This is a genomic window from Rhizobacter sp. (assembly GCF_031412075.1).
Classification (GTDB): Bacteria; Pseudomonadota; Gammaproteobacteria; order Burkholderiales; family Burkholderiaceae_C; genus Rhizobacter.
The window spans coordinates 1-3486 of record NZ_JANOCG010000392.1; the positions used below are offsets into that span (position 1 = coordinate 1).

2 protein-coding genes are annotated in these 3486 nt (G+C 67.8%); both read left to right on the forward strand.

The genetic code is table 11. The features are described 5' to 3' along the window. Window positions 1-1998, forward strand: a 1998-nt coding sequence (locus RMO40_RS14750) for an NPCBM/NEW2 domain-containing protein (protein ID WP_309722756.1), incomplete at its 5' end; no start/stop codon positions are given. A 132-nt stretch (window positions 1999-2130) separates the two neighbouring features. After that, the gene (locus RMO40_RS14755; protein ID WP_309722758.1) at window positions 2131-3207 is read left to right on the forward strand and encodes a histidine kinase; all 1077 of its coding nucleotides are present in this window, start codon (window positions 2131-2133) and stop codon (window positions 3205-3207) included. The last annotated feature ends 279 nt before the right edge of the window (window positions 3208-3486 follow it).

Here is a 3486-nt window from a genome sequence, read left to right on the forward strand (position 1 = left end):
GCCGACGGCACCATCCCGAGCGACAACCCCTTCTTCACGACGCCTTCCAATGCCTACAAGGCCACCTGGGCGCTCGGCTTTCGCAACCCCTTCGTGCTCGACATCCAGCCCGGCACCGGCCTCACCTACATCGGTGACGTGGGCCAGGGCAGCTGGGAAGAAGTGAACCGTGGCCAGGCCGGCGGCAACTACGGCTGGCCGGCAGTCGAGGGCAGCAGCAGCAACACCAACTACCTGAACCCGGTGTATGCCTACTCGCACAGCGAGGGCTGCTCCATCACGGGCACCGCCTTCTACAACCCGGCCACCGCGCAATTCGGCACCTCTTACGTGGGTCGCTTCTTCTTTGCCGACTTCTGCAACGGCGCCATCAAGTACTTCAACCCGTCGACACCCAACACGGTGACGACCTTTGCCAGCGGCATCGGCAACCCCACCAACATCGGCGTCGCTCCCTCGGGCGCCATGTACTACCTGGCGCGCAACCAGGCCACCGGCACACCCGCACCCGGCGCCGGCACGGTGGGCAAGATCACCTTCACCGGCAGCCAGGCACCGCGCATCACGCAGCACCCGCAGAGCCAGACGGTCTACGTGGGCACGGCCGCCACCTTCTCGGCTGCAGCCGACGGCGCCACCGGTTTCCAGTGGCAACGCAACGGCGCCAACATCAGCGGCGCCACCGGTGGCAGCTACACGCTGGCCACCACCACGGTGAATGACACCGGCGCACGCTTCCGTGCCGTGGCCAGCAACAGCTTCGGCAGCGTGACCACCGACGAGGCCACGCTCACCGTCACGACCAACCGCTCGCCCACCGCGCGCATCGACACGCCCTCGGCGACCACCGGCTTTGCCACCGGCGACGTCATCAGCTACAGCGGCGTGGGCACCGACCCCGAAGACGGCAACCTGGCCGGCGCCAACCTCAGCTGGAAAGTCGACTTCCAGCACGACACGCACGCACACACCTTCATCACGCCGGTGGCCGGCGGCAGCGGCTCGTTCACCGTGCCCGACTTCGAAGCCAGCGAAGCCAACATGTGGCTGCGCATCACGCTCACGGTGCGCGACTCGTCGGGTGCGACGAACACCGTCACGCGCGACATCTTCCCGCGCACGCAGCTGAGCAGCTTCCCTCTGATCGGCACGCCGGTGAACGGCTGGGGCCCGTACGAGGTGAACCGCAGCAACGGCGAGCAGGGCGCGGCCGACGGCCGGCAGATCTCGATCGGTGGCGTGGCGTACCAGCGCGGGCTGGGCGTGCACGCGCCGTCTGACCTGCGCTTCAACCTCAACCGCAGCTGCTCCGGCAACTTCATCGCCGACCTCGGCGTGGACGACGAGGTGGGTGACAACGGTAGCGTGGTGTTCCAGGTCTGGCGCGACGGCGTGCTGGCCTACACCAGCCCTGCGTTGACCGGCAGCTCGCTGCGCACCACCGCCGTCGTGCCGGTGGCCAACACGGCCGAGCTGCGCTTGGTCGTGACCGACGGCGGCAACGGCGACGGCTATGACCACGCCGACTGGGGCGGTGCGCGTGTCACCGGCTGCGGTGTGCCGCCGGCGGTGACGGTGTCGAACCTGCAGGTGTCAGACGGCGCCAACTCGGCCAACTGGTCGATCCAGAGCAACCTGCAAAACGGCAACGTGTCGTATGGCGACCGCACCTACACCTTCAGCGCCGTGCCTGCGGTGGTGGCGGGTGGGCGCTGGATTCGCGCGGCCAATGCGTCCAAGGCTTATGCCGGCAACCCGCTGGCGACCTTCAGCATCTCGGCTGCGGCCGACGTGTACATCGCCTTCGACAACCGCTCGCCGCTGCCCTCGTGGATCGACAGCAGCTGGGTCGACACCGGGGCCGACCTGACCATGGCCGAAAGCCCGACCGTCTCGCGCGGCTTCAGCCTCTTCAGGAAGCGCTTCAACGCGGGCACGGTGACGCTCGGACCCTGGAACAACGGCGGCACCAGCATGTACACGGTGATCGTCAAGTAACTCCGGGGGGGAGGGCAGGCGGGGCACCGGCTCCGCCTGCCTGCCGTGGCTCGGCCCTCGATTCCCGTCGCCCGTCGCACACCCGCCCCGCACCACTTGGGGAATGGCGTGAATGCCCGTATCGTGCGGGCGATGGATTCCACGGCTCCCCTCTCCACGGTCGGCTGGCGCAGCGTGTTGACGCTGCTGCGCTCGGCCTTTCGGCCGCCGCGCCTGCTGTTGATGCTGGCCGTCGCCACCTCGCTCGCGGCGCTGTTCAGCCCGCATTTCGCCACCTCGTTCGTCAGCATCCTGGCGCGCACGGTGTTCGTCGGGCTGTCCTTGCTGCTGGCTTACGACGTGGCCGGCCGCTGGCCGCAGCGTTGGCTGCCGCGGTGGGTGGTGCAGTTGTTGGCCATCGTGCTGACAGCGCCGGTGGCGACCTTGCTGGCCTACCTGTGGATGGCGGGTGGCAGCGTGTTGCGCGTGCTGGAGCACGAGGGCATGGTCTGGGGCTTCATCAAGATCACGGTCTGGGCCATGGCCATCGGTCTCGTGCTGGCGCTGGGCGCGCTTTACCGCGAGCGCGACGCGCAAGCGCGTGCGCAGGAGCTGGCGTTTGCGCTGGAGCGCAGCACGCTCGAAAAGCAGGCGCTCGATGCGCGGCTGCGCCTGCTGCACGCGCAGATCGAGCCGCACTTTCTTTTCAACACGCTGGCGAATGTGCAGCAGCTGGTCGAATCGGGTTCGCCGCGTGCGGCGCCGGTGCTGCAAAGCCTGATCGCGTATCTGCGTGCCGCCGTGCCCACGCTGAGCAGTGACAACGCGACGCTGGGCACCGAGATGGCGCTGGTCAAGGCCTACCTGGAGCTGATGCGCATGCGCATGCCCGACCGGCTGGCGTTCAGCGTGAACGTGCCGCCCGAGCTGGCGCAACTGCGCTTTCCGCCGATGGCGCTGCTCACTCTGGTGGAAAACGCCGTACGCCACGGCGTCGACCCCAGCGAGGCGGGCGGCCACATCCGCGTCGAAGCGCGTGAGCAAGCGGGTGCTGTCGAAGTGGTGGTGGCCGACAGCGGCGTGGGCATGCCGGAGACGGTGGCACCTGGCACCGGCCTCAACAACCTGCGCGAACGTTTGCGCGCTTTCTTCGGTGACGCGGCTGAGTTGCAACTGAGCGAGCAAGCGCCACACGGCCTGAATGCCGTGATCGTCTTTCCCAAGACCTGAAAGCCCGCGATGAGTGACATGCTGCAACCAGAGCCCGTTCGCCATGAGCTTGTCGAAGGGTGTGCACAGCACGGAGCTGGCTTCGACAGGCTCAGCCCGAACGGAGTGTGGGGACACGAAGCAGCGGGGGGGGCCACGAATGATGAGTGACATGCCGCAACCAGAGCCCGTTCGCCCTGAGCTTGTCGAAGGGTGCGCACAGCACGGCGCAGGCTTCGACAGGCTCAGCCCGAACGGAGTGGGGAGACACGAAGCAGCGGGATGGCCACGAATGATGAG

Coding starts and splice junctions, on each gene's coding strand:
- RMO40_RS14755 (WP_309722758.1), top strand. CDS start 2,131: ATGGATTCCACGGCTCCCCTCTCCACGGTCGGCTGGCGCAGCGTGTTG.